The organism is Novosphingobium sp. SG707 (genome assembly GCF_012275515.1).
Taxonomy (GTDB): domain Bacteria; phylum Pseudomonadota; class Alphaproteobacteria; order Sphingomonadales; family Sphingomonadaceae; genus Novosphingobium.
Window position 1 is genome coordinate 877,864 of sequence record NZ_JAAZQL010000001.1, and the last position, 15,620, is coordinate 893,483.

Here is a 15,620-nt window from a genome sequence, read left to right on the forward strand (position 1 = left end):
GTCAGACCGCAGGATCATCGTCAATGGGCGAGTTGAATTCGTGCCACAGCCCGTTGATGATGCCAAAGCCCACCGCAAGGCCCAGACCCAGCACCCACGTAAAATACCACATGGCGTGTTCCTTTTTAGTAGAAATCAGGGTTCGAGCGCACATCGCCCAGAGTGATCCGCCCGCCCAGCATCTTCATCACCCATGCCGTATAGCCCAGCACCACCGGCAGGAAGATGACCGTGACGATCAGCATGATGAACAGCGTCATATGGCTGGACGAGGCATTCCACACCGTCAGGCTGGAGCGCGGATCGATCGAGGACGGCAGGATGAAGGGAAACATCGAGCAGCCCACCGTGGCGATAATCCCCGTGGTGGCCAGTGCCGTGCCCGCCAGATTGAGCCAGCCCCGCCGCGCCGTGATGCCCGCCAGCGCGACCAGCGGCCCGACAAGGCCCAGAACCGGCGCCAGCACCATCCATGGATGCGCGCGATAATTGCCCAGCCATGCGCCGGGCGCGGCCACGCTGGCCGAGAGCAGCGGGTTGGACGGACCTTGCGTGTCAACCGCGCCGTTGATCGCCATGCCCATGCCCCCGCGCGCCACCATCAGCCCGCCGACCAGGAACAGTGCGATCGTCACCACCGCCGCAATCCGGGCGATGGCGCGGGCGCGGACCAGCACCGGCCCCTCCTCGATCTTGACCGCGAGCCATCCCGCGCCATGCAGCGCCAGCATGGCCACCGAGAGCAGGCCCGTCAGCAGGGTGAAGGGCGTGAACAGGCCAAGCAGCGAGCCTTCATAGGTCATGCGCAGATCGCTATCGAGCCGGAAGGGCGCGCCGATCAACACATTGCCCACCGCCACGCCAAACACCAGCGCAGGCACAAACCCGCCCACGAACAGCGCCCAGTCCCAGCGGTTGCGCCAGCCTGCATCGGCATGTTTCGAGCGATATTTGAACGACACCGGCCGCAGGATCAGCGCCGCCAGCACGAGGAACATGGCAAGGTAGAAGCCGGAGAAGCTGACCGCATAGACAAAGGGCCATGCGGCAAAGATCGCCCCGCCGCCAAGGATGAACCATACCTGATGGCCCTCCCAATGGGGCGCGATGGCGTTGATGACCAGACGGCGCTCCTCATCGCTGCGCCCGACAAAGGGCAGCAGCGCGCCCACCCCCAGATCGTAACCATCGGTGAGAGCAAAGCCGATCAGCAAAACGCCCAGCAGCGCCCACCAGATGACCCGCAGCGTTTCATAATCAAGCGGAATATGCATGGATCTTCCCCCTTATTCGGCGGGCAGCGGGGCAAAGCCCTGCGCGGCGGCCATGGGTTCGTGATGTTCCTCCGGCCCTTTGCGGATCGCGGCGATCATCAGGCGGATCTCGATCACGGCCAGCGTGCCGTAGAGCGCGGTAAAGCCGATGATCGTTGCCCAGATCTGCGGCACGGTCAGCGAGGAGGCGCCAAGGAAGGTCGGCAGCACGCCATCGACCGCCCACGGTTGCCGCCCGATTTCAGCCAGCACCCAGCCCCCCTCGATCGCGAGCCACGGCAGCGGGATCATGAACACCGCTATCTTCAGGAACCAGCGCTTGGAAAACCGGCAGGCCGAGGCGCAATAAAAGGCCATGGCAAAGAAGGCGATAAAGCCAAAGCCGAGCGCCGCCATCCCGCGAAACAGGAAGAACATCACCGGCACGTTGGGCACCGTGTCCCATGCCGCCTTCAGGATCTGCTTGTCGTCGGCCTGGCGCGGATCGGGCATATAGCGCTTGAGCAGCAAGGCAAAGCCGATGTCGCGCTTATGCGCCTCAAAGGCGGCGCGGGCGGCGATATTGCCGCGATCCTGTTTCAGCTTCTCCACCGCATCATAGGCGATGATCCCGCTGTGAATGCGCTCATCGGCGCGCAACACCAGTTCCTCGATCCCGTCGATCTTGCCCGACAGGCTGCGCGTGCCGATGATCCCCATCACATAGGGCAGCTTGATCGCGCCATGGGTGGTGCGCCCCGCCACATCGGGCAGGCCGATCAGCGTGATCGCCGCGGGCGCGGGTTCGGTTTCCCACATGGCCTCGATGGAGGCCAGCTTCATCTTCTGGTTGTCGGTCAGCGCATAACCGCTCTCGTCGCCCAGCACGACCACCGAGAGCGCCGAGGCCAGACCAAAGGCCGACGCCACCATCATCGAGCGGCGCGCCACATTGGTCCATTTGCCGCGCAGCAGATAGATTGCCGAAACGCCCATCACGAATGTGGCGGCGCAGACATAGCCCGCGCTGACCGTATGGACGAATTTGGCCTGCGCAACGGGGTTGAACAGCACTTCTTTAAAGCTGGTCACTTCCATCCGCATGGTTTCGGGATTAAAGGCCGCCCCCACCGGATTTTGCATCCAGCCATTGGCGATCAGGATCCACAATGCCGAAAGATTGGTGCCCAGCGCCACCAGCAAGGTGACAAAAAGATGCTGAACTCGGCTGAGCCGATCCCAGCCGAAGAACATCACGCCCACCATCGTGGCTTCGAGGAAAAAGGCCATCAGCCCCTCGATCGCCAGCGGGGCGCCGAAAATGTCGCCCACATAATGCGCGTAATAGGCCCAGTTGGTGCCGAATTCGAACTCCATGGTCAGGCCCGTGGCCACGCCCAGCACGAAGTTGATACCGAAAAGCCGCCCCCAGAAGCGGGTGATCACCCGCCAGATCGGCCGCTTGGTTATGACATAGACACTCTCCATAATGACCAGCATGAAGGAGAGGCCAAGTGTCAAAGGAACGAAAAGAAAGTGGTACATGGCTGTCAAAGCAAATTGCAGCCGCGATAGTTCGATAACCGCCATATCCATCGGACATGTCCCCGTTGGGGCCGCGCAACAGGCGCAGCCATTGACCAGCGCATCAGGCGCAAGGCAGGCAAATGGCAGGCGGGCGTATCAGACAGACTCGCTTGCTAATTGCAGGCGATGCTAATATGAGAATTTTGTAATATGGTCAACCCCCTTTCCCTCGCCCGGCCCCGCCCTGATCCCGCCTCAAGCCTTTGGTGGATCACGGATACTGTCGGCGCGATAGTCGCGGCGGTGGGGTTGGCATGGGTGATTGCGGGCGCGACGGCGGGCCATATAACAGGTTTTGCGCCCTTTGTCCTGCTTGCGGGCGGGATCATCCGGGCGCTGGCCCAATCACAGGCGCATCACAGCGGCATCACTGCCGCCATCCGTGCCCAAACCCGCTGGCAGGCGATCCTGCTGCCCGCCTTGCTGCCGACCCGGTTGATGCGGGGCAAGCTGGTGGGTGAGGATATGCATCTGGCCATTGAGGCGCCCGTTGCCACGCGCGGTTATGTCGCGCGCTATCTGCCGCTGCGTCTGGCCTCGGGCGTCTCGCCGCTGCTGGTGATGCTGGCCGCATGGCCCGCCAGCCATGTCGCCGCCGCGATCATGCTGGCGACGCTGGCGCCCTTCATTCTGGGCATGGTGCTGGCCGGGACCGCCGCCGCCCGCCGGGCGCAGGCCCAGCATCAGGCGCTGACGCGGCTGTCGGGCCTGTTCATCGACCGCCTGCGCGCGCTGCCCACAATCCTAGCCTTTGGCGCAGAGGAACGGATGACCCGCCATTTGGGCATCAGCGCCAGGGATGCGGCGCAGCGGACACTCTCGGTGCTGGCGGTCGCCTTTGCCTCGGGGGCGATCCTGGAATTCTTTGCCGCGCTCAGCGTGGCGCTGGTGGCGGTCTATTGCGGCTTTTCGTTGCTGGGCCTGCTGCCCTTCCCCGCACCCGAAAGGCTCGATCTGGGGCGGGCTTTCTTTGTGCTGGCGCTGGCGCCCGAATTCTATCTGGGCCTGCGCCGCCTTGCCGCCGCCTATCATGAAAAGCAGACCGGCGAGGCCGCGCTGGCCGCGATGGATGAAGCGTTGGGCATCCTGCCCCCGCCGCTTCCCGCGATTGCCCCGCCCCGGCAATGGACGGGCTGCGGCGTGGTCCTGACGCATCGCGAAGGCGCGCGGATCGGCCCGCTCGACTGGGATTGGCGGGGGCCGGGGCTGCATGTGGTGACCGGCCCCACGGGCAGCGGCAAATCCTCGCTGCTGCTGGCACTGATCGGTCAGGTTGCGGTGAGTGAGGGGCAGATCTTGGCCGATGACGGCACTTTCCTGCCCGGATCGGCCAATCCCTCCATCGGCTGGGCCGGTCAGGCGGTGGCCCTGCTGCCCGGCACGCTGCGCGACAATCTGGCGATGGGAAAAGCCGATGACGGGGCGATGCTGGCGATCCTGAACAGGATGGGGCTGGACGCAATGCTGGCCGCCCGCGGAGGGCTGGATATGGTCATCGACCATCGCGGCTCGGGCCTTTCGGGCGGAGAGCGGCGACGGATCGGTCTTGCCCGCGCCATTTTGTCGGGCCGCTCGATCCTGCTGCTCGACGAACCCACCGCCGATCTCGACCCGGCCACGGCCGAAACCATCCGCAACCTGCTGGCCGAAATCGCGCAGAGCCGCATGGTGATCGCCGCGACCCATGACGCCGACCTCATCGCGCAGGCCGCGACCCAATGCCCCATCGACCGGGAGATCGCCCGATGAGCGGCCTGCTTGACGCCCCGCTGGCCGGACAGAAGCGCGCGCTGCGCTGGGGCATGGTATGCGCGGGCGGTGCGGCCTTGGCGGCGATCGGCCTGCTGGGGGTGGCGGGCTGGTTTCTGGTTGGCGCGGGCGTGGCGGGGCTGGCCGGGCCGCTGGCGGTCGCGGGCTTCAACTATCTGCTGCCCAGCGCGGCCATTCGCGCCGCCGCCATCACCCGCACTGCGGGCCGCTATGGTGAGCGTATGCTGGGCCACCGCGCCGCGCTTTTTGCTCTGGCCGAACTGCGGGCCCAATTGTTCGCCCGCGTGGCGCAAGGGGCGCTGAACGGCCGCGATCCGGGGCGCAGCGGCGCGATGGCCGCCCGGTTCGGCCGCGATGTCGATCTGCTGGAGGATGCCGCGATCCGGCGAGTCGCTCGTGTCGGCGGCTGGACTGGGGGATTGGCCGGGCTGGCGATGGTCGGTCTGCTGGGCTGGGGCGCGGCTATGGTCATGGCGCTGGGCATGGCCGCGATGCGCCTTGTCTCCCATTGGCTGGCGGCCAGACTGCCCGCCTTGCAGGCGCAGGTGGCGCAGGCCCATGCCGCCGCGCAGGCCGATTATGCCGATATGGCCGGGCCCGCCGCCGATATTGCGGTTTACGATCTGGCTCCGCAACTGGCCGCCGCGCTGGAAAGCAGCGATATGGCGCGGGCCGAGCACGCGCTCGCCCGCGCCGAGGCGGTGATCACCGCCTCACAGACCATTCTCGCCAGCGTCATTGTGGCGCTGATCGCGTGGAGCGCGCAAGGTGGCGCGCCCATGCTCGCGCTCGGCCTGTTGGCGGCGATGGCGGCGCTGGAGATTTGGGCCGGGCTGGCCGCCCATGATGCCCGCGCGCGCCAAGTGCGTCAGGCCGAGGCGCGGTTGCAGGCCATGGAATCCGCGCAGACGCCTCATCCGCCTGCCCTAACCTCGAATCCCGCGTTGCATATCGCGGGACGGGATTTCGCCCCCGGCGCGCGCATTCTCCTCTCCGGCCCCTCGGGCATCGGCAAGACGCGGCTGCTTGAAACGCTGGCGGGTTTGCGCGAGGACGCGCCGCAGGTCTTGCGGGTGGATGGGATCGATCCCCGGACCTTGGGCCTCGCGGGTTTGCGTGGGACTTTTGCCGTCATGACACAGGATGCGCCGCTGATCGCGGGCAGTCTGGCCGACAATCTGGCTCTCGCCCGCCCCGGCATCGACCGGGCGGCGATGGAGCGGGCGCTCTGGGTCGCCTGCGCGCAGGATATTGTCCCGCTTGACCAATGGCTGGGCGGGGACGGGGCGCGGCTGTCGGGCGGCCAGAGGCGGCGGGTCGCTCTGGCGCGAGTCCTGCTGGCAGGGCGGCCTTGGCTCTTGCTCGACGAGCCGAGCGAAGGGCTGGACCGCGAGACTGAAGCTCTGTTGTGTCAGCGCCTGAAGCAATGGCTGGATCAGACCGGCACCGGACTGGTCCTTGTCAGCCATCGTCCGGCCATGGCGCAACTGGCCGCCGAGACGGTCAATTCCGCGTTTCGCCCAGATGCTGCAAATAGGCAATGATATCCGCCCGATCGAGCCTGTCCTCAATCCCGTCAAACTGCATCGAAGTGCCCGGAATCATCTTCTTGGGGTTGCTGATCCAGCGATCGAGGGTTGCCGCATCCCACTTTCCGCCCTTGTCGCGCATGGCCGCCGTATAGCCGAACCTGACGCTGTTCGTGCCCAACGGCTTCCCGTAAACGCCGATGAGATTTGGCCCGCCGCGGTCCGTGGCTCCATCCATATAGGAATGGCAGGCGGCGCATTGCCGAAATTTCGATGCGCCGATTTCAGCATCGGCAACGCGCATAAGATCGTCCAACGTGGGATCTGCGCCCGCAGCACGCAGACGCTCCTCGCGGCGATCATCCTTGCATCCACCGGTTGCCGCCAAAGCGCCCAAGAGCAAACCATGCATCAGTTTCGTGGCGAGGCGCCCGAGAATGGGTTTGCGCAATGTCTGCATGGATTGGACTGAGGCGGATTTTGTGAGGCGATTCATGCCATTCGCGATGCTCTCCCGAACGCAGATTGTCCAGTCCGCGCCGGAATATAGGAGGCGCCAAGCCCATGCAGCAGCCTTTGTCCGATCGAATTGGACGGGCTGGATTGTTGAAACGGCATATTGATCACAGCAATCGCGCCCTATGATTTGACGCTGCCCCGTTCGCTGGCCATCATGCCCCGCATGACCAGTTTTCCACTTTCGCGCCGGTATGCGCTCATCGGAACGGCAGCCATGCTGGCTGGCGCGGCTCGCCCTTTTCCCGCCCTTGCGGCGCAGAATGGAGGCGGGCCGATTGGTACAGGCTCCCCCGCAGCAACGCTGCTGGACAGGCTGGCGTGGGAATTGCTGGAACGGACCCCCACCGGGGCAACCTCGCTGGGCGTGGATACGGGCGCGCATGCGGGTCTGCGCGGCAAGCTGGATGACCGTTCGCCCGAGGGCGTGGCCGCCACCCGCGCCTTCCTTGAGGATGCTCTGACGCAGCTCGACCGGGTGGAGCGCAGCGGGCTGGACGCGGGCACGCTGACCAGCCTGATGGTCACGCAAACCGCATTTCGCACCGCGCGCGAAGGCATGACGCTGCCCTATGGCGATGCCACCATCGGCGGATGGCGCAACACGCCTTATTGCGTGATCCAGAATGTGGGCGGCTGGATCGATGTGCCTCAGGTGCTGGATGGGGATCAGCCGGTGCGCGATGCCGCCGATGCGGACTGGTACCTGCAAAGGTTGGCCGCTATGCCCGCCTTGCTGGACGGGGAAACGGCGCGGATCGCTCATGCGCGCGGCATCGGGCTGGTGCCGCCGGACTTTCTGCTGGACAAGACGATCGCCGGGATGACCCGCGCCATGGCTGAGGCCGCACGCGGCGACGGCCCGCTGGCAGGGCCGTTGATGCGCAAGGCGGCGACCGTGCCCGGGCTTGATGCTGCGGCGCTGGGTGCGCGGGCGCAGCGGATCATCACCCAAGGCGTGATCCCCGCGCTGGAGCGGCAATTGGCCGAAATCCGGGCCCAACGCGCCATTGCCACCGGCGCGGCCGGCATGGGCGCCCGCCCGCATGGCGACGAATGGTATGCCTGGGGCTTGCGCGCCAGCACCACCACGCGGCACACGCCGGAGGAGATCCACGCCATCGGCCGGGCCCGTCTGGCGGAACTGGGCGCACAGATGGACACGATCTTGCGCAGCCTTGGCCTGACGCAGGGTTCGGTCGCCGATCGCATGAAGGCGCTGCAACTGCGGAGCGACATCACCTTTGGCACGGACGATGCGGCGCGGGCCAAAATCGTGGCCTATATGAATGGCAAGCTGACCGCGATGCGCGAACAATTGCCCCGCGCCTTTCGCAAACTGGCGCGCGGCAATCTGGAAATCCGCCGCATGCCGCTGGCCGAGGAACCCGGCGCCCCGGCCGCCTATGGCGGGCCGGGCTCGATTGACGGGCGGATTCCGGGCAAGATCTGGGTCAATCTGGGCGATCCGGCGATCCACAACCGGGTCAGCATTCCCGATCTTGTGTTTCACGAAGGCATCCCCGGCCATGTGTGGCAGGGTGAATATGCGCAGGCGCTGCCGCTGATCCGCTCGATCCTCGCCTTCAACGCCTATTCCGAAGGCTGGGCGCTCTACAGCGAGCAACTGGCGGACGAACTGGGCCTCTATGACGATGATCCGGCGGGGCGGCTGGGCTATCTGATGGGCCTGTCATGGCGCGCGGCGCGGTTGGTGGTGGACACGGGCATCCACGCGCAAGGCTGGAGCCGCGAGCGGGCGCTGACCGAATTTGTCGCCGCGACCGGCCTGTCGTCCAGCAACGCGGTGAGCGAGGTGGAGCGCTATTGCGCCTGGCCGGGTCAGGCCTGCGGCTATATGCTGGGCCAGATCGAGATCAACGCCCAGCGCGAGCGCGCCCGCACGGCTTTGGGCGGGCGGTTTGATTTGCGCGATTTCAACCAGACGGTGGTGGATGGGGGGAATGTTCCGCTCGACGTGCTGGCCCAGAATGTGTCGCGCTATATTGCAACCGGCAGCGGTTGAACGGGAGGCCCCCATCTCCGATCTTTCCGCCCACACGGGCTTTCTGATGCGCATGGTTTCGAACGTGGTGTCGAAGGAGTTTGCGCGCAAGCTGGCCTGTGAAGATGTGACCGTGGCCGAATGGGTGATGCTGCGCGCGCTTTATGGCCGCGATGCGCTTGCCCCCAGCATGCCGGCGCGCCAAATGGGGATGACCAAGGGCGCTGTCAGCAAACTGGCCCAGCGGTTGCTGGACAAGGGCCTGATCGCCCGGATCGACAATCCCGAGGACAAGCGCGGCCACAGCTTGTCGCTCACACCCGCAGGCATCGCCAAAGTGCCGGATGCGGAGCATGAGGCGCTCAAGCGGCTGCTTCAGACGCTGATCGATGGCCGTGCATTGACCGCCGCGCCGGTGGACTGACCTGAAAGGACGATAATGGACGCCGCCCTGGCCGCCGTTGCGCAACAATGTCTTGCCGCTACCCATGCTGGCTCGCTCGGCTTTGCCGCCATTGTCGGAATGCTGATCGAGGCCGGTTTTGAAGGCTATGCCGTCGATTACCGTCGCGGCGCCCAGACCTTTTACCTGCCCGATGGCCAATGGCTCGATTTCCCCCTGCCCGATCAGGCGGGGCTGGCGGCGGCGGCTTTTGATGCGGCCGCCGTGGAGGCCCAAATCCGCTGGGCTCAGTCGGGCGATCCGGCCTACAGCTATCAGGCCTTCAGCCGCCATGCGACGGCGGCGGGCTGTGCGGGTTATCTCGTTTCCTTCCCTGGCCGCCGTGTGGTCTATTACGGCCGCACGAGCGAGGTGCATATCGAGCTTTTTCCGCAATGATTTTTCGCTGCGGCGCGGGCGATCCATTGCCCGCGGCATCAACGCCTAGACGCGAATGACCACCTTGCCCAACTTGGCACCTTTGGCGGCATAATCCAGCGCTTCATTGGCTTCCTCGAAGGAGAAACGGCGGTCGATGACAGGGCGGACATTGTGCTCGACCATCTTGTCCATCATGTCCTTGAACATGGCGCGGCTGCCCACGACGATGCCCTTCATCGTCAGGTCGCGCATGATCAGCAGCCCCAGACGGCGCGGGGCGGCGGCGTTGACCCAGACCCGGTCCTTGTTCACCGGGCTGGAGTCGACCGACATGATCCGTCCGCCTGAGGCGCAGGATTGCAGACAGCCGTCCAACTCGGCCATGCCCACCGTGTTGACGACCAGATTGGCGCCCTTGCCGTCGGTCAGGTCCATGACCGCATCATGCCAATCGGGATGCGTCCTGTAATTGATGCCCGCATCGGCGCCGATGTCCTTCATGCGGGCGATCTTTTCATCGCTGGACGAGGTGATGATGACCCGCGCGCCCATCATCTTGCCCCATTGCGCGGCAAACACCGAAACGCCGCCGGTGCCGATGGTCACCATCGTCTCGCCGGGCTGGATCTTGCCGGTTGCCATCACGGCCTGCCACGCGGTCAGCCCGGCGCTGGGCAAGGTGCCCGCGTCTTCATGACTGAGCGCATCGGGGATCTTGATCAGCGCCTCGGCCGGCACGACCGCCTGTTCACGCAAAAAGCCGTCGAGCGTCTGGCCATGGTCCACCAGTTTCATGCTCTCGTGCCACGGGCCATCGAGCCACAGCCGATAATGCGGCATCGTCACCCGGTCGCCGATCTGAACCTGCGTCACGCCCTCGCCCAGCGCCATTACATCGCCTGCCATGTCGCAAAGGGGAATATGTTGCGGCGCGGAGGCCGAGCGCTCCATCATCCCGGTCGACATGATATGGAAATCGCGCGCGTTCGGACCGGTCGAACGAATGCGCACCAGCGCCTCGCCGGGGCGGGGGGTGGGATCGGGGCGTTCAACCAGACGAAGCCGCCGCGTTTGGGCAAAATCGCCGACTTCATAAGCTCTCACGGATCAAACCTCCTGCTTCGCCGCCGCCCCACGGCCTTGTGCATCAGAGGTAGAGGGGCCAATTTCATCCTTACCGCGCCATATTCCTCATGCTCGCTGTTCGGATGCTGTCTATGCGCCATCGCCACCAAACGGATATACCCCGCCCAACGACAAGGGGCCCCGGCGATCCATCAATCGCCAAGGCCCCAGGCATGGCCCGTCATCCTCCGCCGGAGACGGGCCCAAGCGCTGTCCTGCGGGTATTTAGACCCCGTCAACCGCCTTGCTGACCAGCACGTTGACCGAAACGCGGCGGTTCTGTGCCTTGCCTTCGGGCGTGTCATTGCTGGCCAGAGGATCGGCCTTGGCCATGCCGGTCGGGGTCAGCATGCGATAGGGCTTCCAGTGGCAGGCCTGCTGGAGATAGTTGATCACGCTGCTGGCGCGCTTCTCGCTCAATGTCTGGTTGAAATCGTCGCTGCCGGTCGCATCGGTATAGCCTACCACCAGCAGAAGCGCGTTGCTCACGCCCTCGGCCTGACTGGCCGCATTGCAAAGCTCGGCCTTGTCCTGCGGCGAGAGAGTTGCCTTGCCGGTGTCGAAATGGACATTGGTCGTGCTCTTGACGTTGTAATTGTCAATGTCTGCCATACGCCCGCGCAACGCCTCAGTGGCCGCCTCGTTGGAGGCAAAGCGCTGGTCGGTGCCGTGGCGGACCATGTTCGCCATCTTCAGATCGCCCTGACGCAGCGTGATCTGGCTGGCCAGCAACCCGCCGGGAAACTGCATCGTGCGCACCGTCACCGGCAGACCGTTGAGCAAGGCCCCGCCGTCCATCTTGTTGCTGCCGAACAGGCCCTTGCTGGCCTTGATCACGGTGGCTTCATTATAGGCAATCACCGATTTGGTGCCATCAGGGCCGGTAACCTGCACCCGGTTGCCCCCGCGCGCCGAGATAAAGCCCTTGATCTCGGGCCCGGGCGTCATTTGCGAGGCATCGGGGATGGGGGTGCCGTTGACGGTGATATCAGCCTTGGCGGCCTCGGGCGATTGGGCCGAAACGGCGGCCGCCATGGTCATCGCACTGGTGGCCAGCAGAACCAGAATTCCCGACTTTTTGGACATGACACGCATCACACAACTCCTTTTCGAATTCCACCAGAGCGGCGTGTCAGTTCGATCATTTCTGGTGGATGAAGGTTGCATTCAAGCATTAGTCAGGGAGGACAGAACGGTTACAACTTGCGACGAATTGTGTCTGGACGGACGTTTTTGGAGCGATTTCGACTCATTCGACAGCCGCTGATCCACCATGCCAGGGCACGCAAAGCCGCCCGCGCAGGCCCGACAGGACCAGCAGAATCGCCGCCCAGCGCCGCGCCCAGCGTGATCGCCGTCTGGATCACCGCCACGATCAGCTTGGACACCGGGACGCCCAGACGATTGCCCGCGATATCGAGCAGCGCCGTTTCCACCGCGTATTTGGCGAAATGGTTGCCGCGCCAGTTCATCGGCCATTTCCTCAAAAATTGATGAGGCGCGGCATCAGTACGGCGCCCCCGGGGCGCTCAGACGCAACGCGTCATGCAGCGTTGAGCCATTTTCATGATGGCGCGCCCGACACCTGCAGGCCCGCCGGAACGCCATAGCCCCATTCCTGATACATGCGCGCGATCACCGCCCCCATCAGTTCCAGTTCGGGCGATGTGTCTCCTGCACGGTGGCTCAGGATAATCGGTGAGGTCGCCGGTTCGGCCAGCTCGCGAAAGGCGACATCGTGGCTGCGCGCGCGGCGTACCGATTCCGGCACGATCGCCATCCCTTCCTCGGCGGCGACCAGCCCGATGGCGATCTGCAATTCGCGTGCCTCATGGACGATGCGCGGTTCGACGGCATGATCGCGGAACAGCGAGATGACCTGATCGGCATAGCTGGGGCGCGGCGAGCGGGGATAAAGGATCTGCGGCTCGTCGGCCAGTTCCTTGAGCGAGACCGGCCCTTCCTGTCGGGCCAGAGGATGATCCATCGGAAAGGCTGCGATCAGCCTTTCGTGGCGCAGGATGATGCGGCGCACCGCCGGATCCTCGAAACGGATGCGACCAAATCCGATGTCGATCCGCCCGTCCTTGAGCGCGGCGATCTGATCCAGCGTCGTGCTTTCCACCAGCACCAGTTCGACATCGCGCGCCGCCTTGCGAAATTCACGGATCAGTTCGGGCAGCCGCGCATAAATGGTCGAGGCGACAAAGCCCAGCACCAGCCGCCGCCGCTTGCTGGTGGCCGCCGCGCGCACCATGGTCTGCAGATCCTCCATCCGGGCCAGCATCTGCAAGGCCTGCGAATAGAGCAGCTTACCCACCGGCGTCAGCCGCAGAGGCCGGGTGGTACGGTCCAGCAAGGGAGAGCCGACATCGACCTCAAGCTGTTGTATCGCCCGCGACAGGGGCGGCTGGGCGATATGCAGCCTTTCGGCGGCGCGGTGGAAATTGCCCTCCTCGGTCACGGCGACGAAGTAGCGCAGGAGTCGCAAATCGATCATTCCATACCTCACAGGTATCAAGGTGACACCGCATTGATCTTTGTTGAGGGGCGCCGAAACCCTTAATCAGATCCCAAGCCAACTAACCCTTACGGAGAGTCGCCGCAATGGCCAGCCTGGATCTTTCCGATACCTATATCGTCGATGTGCCGACCATTCGCCCGCATGTGCTGGCCATGGCCACCATGCATTATCAATCGATGGTCATCGTCCGCCTGATCGATTCCGATGGGGTCGAAGGCATTGGCGAAGGCACCACCATCGGGGGTCTGAGCTATGGCGAGGAAAGCCCCGAGAGCATCAAGTCGGCCATCGACACCTATATCATCCCGGTCCTGCAGACCTGCGACATTGCGCAGGTGGGCGCGACCATGGCCAAGGTGGCCAAATGCGTGCGCGGCAACCATTTCGCCAAATGCGCGGTGGAAACGGCCCTGCTCGATATGGCGGGCAAGCGTCTGGGCGTGCCTGTGTCCGAGCTGATCGGCGGCGGACGGCGGCGCGAGAGCCTGCCTGTCGCATGGACGCTGGCCAGCGGCGATACGGCCCGCGACATTGCCGAGGGCGAGGAGATGCTCGACCGCCGCCGCCATCGCATTTTCAAGCTGAAGATCGGCAAGCGGGAAGTGCGCGAGGATGTCGCCCATGTCGGCGCGATCTGCAAGGCGCTGGGCAACCGGGCCAGCGTGCGCGTCGATGTCAACCAGAACTGGAGCGAGGCGCAGGCCAAGCTGGGCATGGCGATGCTGCATGATGTGGGCTGCGAGCTGGTAGAACAGCCGATCGCGGGCGACGATATTGCTGCCATGGCGCGCCTCTCGCAATCGCAGCCCGTCGCGCTGATGGCCGACGAGGCGCTGCATGGCCCGCGCAGCGCGATGCGCATAGCCTCGGCCCATGCGGCGGGGGTCTTTGCGCTGAAGATCGCGCAATCGGGCGGGCTTTTCGCCACGGCGGAAGTCGCCGCCATCGGCGCGGCCTCGGGCATCGGCCTCTATGGCGGCACGATGCTGGAAGGCGGGATCGGCACCATCGCCTCGGCCCATGTCTTTGCCACCTTGCCCGAATTGGCGTGGGGGACGGAATTGTTCGGTCCCCTGCTGCAAACTGAGGAAATCCTGTCCGAGCCGCTGGCCTATGGCGATTTCTCGCTGAGCCTGCCGCAAGGCCCCGGTCTGGGCGTCACGCTCGACCTCGACAAGCTGGCGCACTTCCGCCGTGATCGCACCGCCCCCACCCTTCACCCCATCGGCGCAGGAGCCTGAACCCCATGTTGTTCATGGTCGAAATGGACGTCAACATCCCTCACGATCTCGATACGGCCACAGCCGACCGGATCAAGGCCGAGGAAAAGGCCTATTCCCAGACGCTTCAGGCATCGGGCGTGTGGCGCCACATCTGGCGCAAGGCCGGGCTTTATTCGAATGTCTCGATCTTTGACGTCGAGAGCAATGCCGCCCTCCACGATCTGCTGATCGCGCTGCCGCTTTACCCCTTCATGACGATGAAGGTGACGCCGCTGTGCCGCCACCCCTCCGCCATCCATGAGGATGACCGTTAAACACTTTGCCGGGAGAGTATAAAATGGACGTAAGCTTCGTAAAAACCCCCGAAATCCAGCAGTTGCTCGACCGCGCCGCGGGCGTCAACGAGAGCGGCGGCAATCCCCGCTTCAAGGCCATCATGCGCGATCTGTTTCAGTCGGTGATGGAACTGATCGTGCGCCATGATATTTCGGAAAGCGAATTCTGGCTGGCGATGAAGTTTCTGGCCGATGGCGCGGGTGAGATCGGCCTGATCGTGCCGGGCACCGGCATCGAGCATTTCCTCGACCTCTATATGGACGCCAAGGATGCCGAGGCGGGCCTGACCGGCGGCACGCCGCGCACCATCGAAGGCCCGCTCTATGTCGCGGGCGCGCCACTGGTCGAGGGCAATGTCAACCTGAGCACCGATCCTGACGAAGGCACGCAGGTGCTGCACATGACCGGCGCGGTGACTGGCCCCGATGGCGAGCCGGTCCAGAATGCGATCCTGCATGTCTGGCACGCCAATTCGCAAGGCTGGTATTCACATTTCGATCCCACCGGCGAACAGACCCCGTTCAACAACCGCCGCCGGATCAAGCTGGGCGCGGATGGCAAATATGCGTTCCATTCGAAAATGCCCAGCGGCTATTCCGTGCCCCCGCAGGGCGCGACCGATCAGTTGATGCAGGCGCTGGGCCGTCATGGCAATCGCCCCGCCCATGTGCATTTCTTCATCGAGGCGCCCGGCTATCGCACGCTGACCACGCAGATCAATTTCGGTGACGATCCCTTTGCTGCCGACGATTTCGCCTTTGGCACCCGTGAGGGCCTGCTGCCGGTGCCCAACCGTCAGGGTGACGCTGCCTATATCGCCTTCGATTTTCAGCTTCAGCGCGCCCATGACGCCGCTGACGAAGGCTTCTCCTCGCGCAGCCGGGCCCAGGCCCAGCCTGCGGTCGAAAACGCCTGAACGGAGAGGGACA

The 15,620-nt window shown here is 64.6% G+C and carries 15 protein-coding genes and 1 pseudogene; 8 read left to right on the plus strand and 8 right to left on the minus strand.

The window, feature by feature from the left end:
* Position 1: 1 nt before the first annotated feature.
* From cydX to FHW92_RS03485, 3 genes are read right to left on the minus strand one after another with little or no spacing between them, the layout of a single operon-like run.
* Positions 2-112, minus strand: coding sequence for a cytochrome bd-I oxidase subunit CydX (gene cydX / locus FHW92_RS03475; protein WP_084391181.1), 111 nt, complete (start codon positions 110-112; stop codon positions 2-4).
* A 13-nt stretch (positions 113-125) separates the two neighbouring features.
* Positions 126-1,274, minus strand: coding sequence for a cytochrome d ubiquinol oxidase subunit II (gene cydB, locus FHW92_RS03480; RefSeq protein ID WP_168601802.1), 1,149 nt, complete (start codon positions 1,272-1,274; stop codon positions 126-128).
* Positions 1,275-1,286: 12 nt separating this feature from the next.
* Positions 1,287-2,849, minus strand: a complete 1,563-nt coding sequence (locus tag FHW92_RS03485) for a cytochrome ubiquinol oxidase subunit I (RefSeq protein WP_168601803.1) — start codon at positions 2,847-2,849, stop codon at positions 1,287-1,289.
* A gap of 141 nt (positions 2,850-2,990) precedes the next feature.
* Here FHW92_RS03485 and FHW92_RS03490 point away from each other — a divergent pair, with 141 nt between their 5' ends.
* Complete coding sequence (locus FHW92_RS03490) at positions 2,991-4,589, plus strand: ATP-binding cassette domain-containing protein (RefSeq protein ID WP_168601804.1); 1,599 nt, start codon at positions 2,991-2,993, stop codon at positions 4,587-4,589.
* Positions 4,586-6,154 (plus strand): ATP-binding cassette domain-containing protein, encoded by a 1,569-nt coding sequence (locus FHW92_RS03495; RefSeq protein WP_168601805.1) that lies wholly within the window; start codon positions 4,586-4,588, stop codon positions 6,152-6,154. Before FHW92_RS03490 ends, FHW92_RS03495 begins: the two co-directional genes overlap by 4 nt.
* Here the strand turns inward: FHW92_RS03495 and FHW92_RS03500 are convergent.
* Positions 6,114-6,551, minus strand: coding sequence for a c-type cytochrome (locus FHW92_RS03500; RefSeq protein WP_168601806.1), 438 nt, complete (start codon positions 6,549-6,551; stop codon positions 6,114-6,116). The genes FHW92_RS03495 and FHW92_RS03500 overlap by 41 nt on opposite strands.
* A gap of 270 nt (positions 6,552-6,821) precedes the next feature.
* Here FHW92_RS03500 and FHW92_RS03505 point away from each other — a divergent pair, with 270 nt between their 5' ends.
* The 3 genes from FHW92_RS03505 to FHW92_RS03515 are packed head-to-tail and all read left to right on the plus strand — an operon-like array spanning position 6,822 to position 9,501.
* Positions 6,822-8,681 (plus strand): DUF885 domain-containing protein, encoded by a 1,860-nt coding sequence (locus FHW92_RS03505; RefSeq protein WP_168601807.1) that lies wholly within the window; start codon positions 6,822-6,824, stop codon positions 8,679-8,681.
* Positions 8,682-8,727: 46 nt separating this feature from the next.
* A complete protein-coding gene (locus FHW92_RS03510; RefSeq protein ID WP_168601808.1) occupies positions 8,728-9,084 on the plus strand; it encodes a MarR family transcriptional regulator in 357 nt (118 codons plus the stop codon).
* 15 nt (positions 9,085-9,099) lie between these two features.
* A complete protein-coding gene (locus FHW92_RS03515; protein WP_168601809.1) occupies positions 9,100-9,501 on the plus strand; it encodes a DUF1398 domain-containing protein in 402 nt (133 codons plus the stop codon).
* Between the two features lie 45 nt (positions 9,502-9,546).
* Here FHW92_RS03515 and FHW92_RS03520 read toward each other — a convergent pair whose 3' ends face one another.
* The 4 genes and pseudogenes from FHW92_RS03520 to FHW92_RS03535 form a co-directional block, all read right to left on the minus strand.
* A complete protein-coding gene (locus tag FHW92_RS03520) occupies positions 9,547-10,587 on the minus strand; it encodes an NAD(P)-dependent alcohol dehydrogenase (protein ID WP_168601810.1) in 1,041 nt (346 codons plus the stop codon).
* Between the two features lie 246 nt (positions 10,588-10,833).
* Positions 10,834-11,703 carry an OmpA family protein gene (locus tag FHW92_RS03525; RefSeq protein ID WP_168601811.1) on the minus strand — a complete coding sequence of 290 codons (870 nt, stop codon included), beginning with the start codon at positions 11,701-11,703 and terminating at the stop codon, positions 10,834-10,836.
* A gap of 278 nt (positions 11,704-11,981) precedes the next feature.
* A pseudogene (locus FHW92_RS26185) lies at positions 11,982-12,071 on the minus strand (hypothetical protein); the annotation flags it as partial.
* Positions 12,072-12,172: 101 nt separating this feature from the next.
* Positions 12,173-13,105, minus strand: coding sequence for a LysR family transcriptional regulator (locus FHW92_RS03535; protein ID WP_168602123.1), 933 nt, complete (start codon positions 13,103-13,105; stop codon positions 12,173-12,175).
* A gap of 110 nt (positions 13,106-13,215) precedes the next feature.
* On the opposite strand from FHW92_RS03535, the gene FHW92_RS03540 reads away from it, so the two are divergent.
* From FHW92_RS03540 to FHW92_RS03550, 3 genes are read left to right on the plus strand one after another with little or no spacing between them, the layout of a single operon-like run.
* Positions 13,216-14,373: a muconate/chloromuconate family cycloisomerase gene (locus FHW92_RS03540; RefSeq protein ID WP_168601812.1), complete on the plus strand. Its 1,158-nt coding sequence runs from the start codon at positions 13,216-13,218 to the stop codon at positions 14,371-14,373.
* Positions 14,374-14,378: 5 nt separating this feature from the next.
* Positions 14,379-14,669: a muconolactone Delta-isomerase gene (gene catC, locus FHW92_RS03545; protein ID WP_168601813.1), complete on the plus strand. Its 291-nt coding sequence runs from the start codon at positions 14,379-14,381 to the stop codon at positions 14,667-14,669.
* Positions 14,670-14,692: 23 nt separating this feature from the next.
* Positions 14,693-15,607: a dioxygenase gene (locus FHW92_RS03550; protein ID WP_168601814.1), complete on the plus strand. Its 915-nt coding sequence runs from the start codon at positions 14,693-14,695 to the stop codon at positions 15,605-15,607.
* Positions 15,608-15,620: the final 13 nt, after the last annotated feature.

Coding starts and splice junctions, on each gene's coding strand:
- cydX (WP_084391181.1), bottom strand. CDS start 112: ATGTGGTATTTTACGTGGGTGCTGGGTCTGGGCCTTGCGGTGGGCTTT.
- cydB (WP_168601802.1), bottom strand. CDS start 1,274: ATGCATATTCCGCTTGATTATGAAACGCTGCGGGTCATCTGGTGGGCG.
- FHW92_RS03485 (WP_168601803.1), bottom strand. CDS start 2,849: ATGGATATGGCGGTTATCGAACTATCGCGGCTGCAATTTGCTTTGACA.
- FHW92_RS03490 (WP_168601804.1), top strand. CDS start 2,991: ATGGTCAACCCCCTTTCCCTCGCCCGGCCCCGCCCTGATCCCGCCTCA.
- FHW92_RS03495 (WP_168601805.1), top strand. CDS start 4,586: ATGAGCGGCCTGCTTGACGCCCCGCTGGCCGGACAGAAGCGCGCGCTG.
- FHW92_RS03500 (WP_168601806.1), bottom strand. CDS start 6,551: ATGCATGGTTTGCTCTTGGGCGCTTTGGCGGCAACCGGTGGATGCAAG.
- FHW92_RS03505 (WP_168601807.1), top strand. CDS start 6,822: ATGACCAGTTTTCCACTTTCGCGCCGGTATGCGCTCATCGGAACGGCA.
- FHW92_RS03510 (WP_168601808.1), top strand. CDS start 8,728: ATGCGCATGGTTTCGAACGTGGTGTCGAAGGAGTTTGCGCGCAAGCTG.
- FHW92_RS03515 (WP_168601809.1), top strand. CDS start 9,100: ATGGACGCCGCCCTGGCCGCCGTTGCGCAACAATGTCTTGCCGCTACC.
- FHW92_RS03525 (WP_168601811.1), bottom strand. CDS start 11,703: ATGCGTGTCATGTCCAAAAAGTCGGGAATTCTGGTTCTGCTGGCCACC.
- FHW92_RS03540 (WP_168601812.1), top strand. CDS start 13,216: ATGGCCAGCCTGGATCTTTCCGATACCTATATCGTCGATGTGCCGACC.
- catC (WP_168601813.1), top strand. CDS start 14,379: ATGTTGTTCATGGTCGAAATGGACGTCAACATCCCTCACGATCTCGAT.
- FHW92_RS03550 (WP_168601814.1), top strand. CDS start 14,693: ATGGACGTAAGCTTCGTAAAAACCCCCGAAATCCAGCAGTTGCTCGAC.